The 352-nt window shown below is 52.3% G+C and carries 1 protein-coding gene; it reads left to right on the top strand.

Features of this window, described 5'->3' with window-relative positions; all coding sequences use genetic code 11:
- On the top strand, nt 1–352 hold a 352-nt coding region (locus tag SLS51_RS23455; RefSeq protein WP_323840870.1), incomplete at both ends, for a hypothetical protein.

The following is a 352-nucleotide window of genomic DNA, read 5'->3' as shown; positions in this document are numbered from 1 at the left end:
TATCGCCACGAAAGTGGGTGATGGCATGACGTTGGCGGCGATGATCGGCAAAGCGAATCTCTTTACCCATATCGGGGAGGGCAATACCTTTGCGGCCCTGATTGGCGGGGCGAATGTGCTGACCAAGGTCGGTCATGACCAGACCGCTGCCTTAATGATAGGGAAAGCCAACATCTATTCGCATGTGGGTAATGGTGCCAGTATTGGCTTGTTTGCTGGTGAACTGAACGTGATGACCAAAGTCGGTAATGGCACAACGCTGGCGGCCATGTTTGGTAAAGCCAATATGATGACTCATGTGGGGGATGGCTTAACAGGCGTGTTAGCACTGGGTGAAGCCAATATCGTTACC

Source organism: Photorhabdus africana, assembly GCF_035181445.1.
Taxonomy (GTDB): Bacteria; Pseudomonadota; Gammaproteobacteria; order Enterobacterales; family Enterobacteriaceae; genus Photorhabdus; species Photorhabdus laumondii.
Note: the sequence above shows the minus strand (reverse complement) of the source record. Positions and strands in the feature narration are given on the sequence as shown.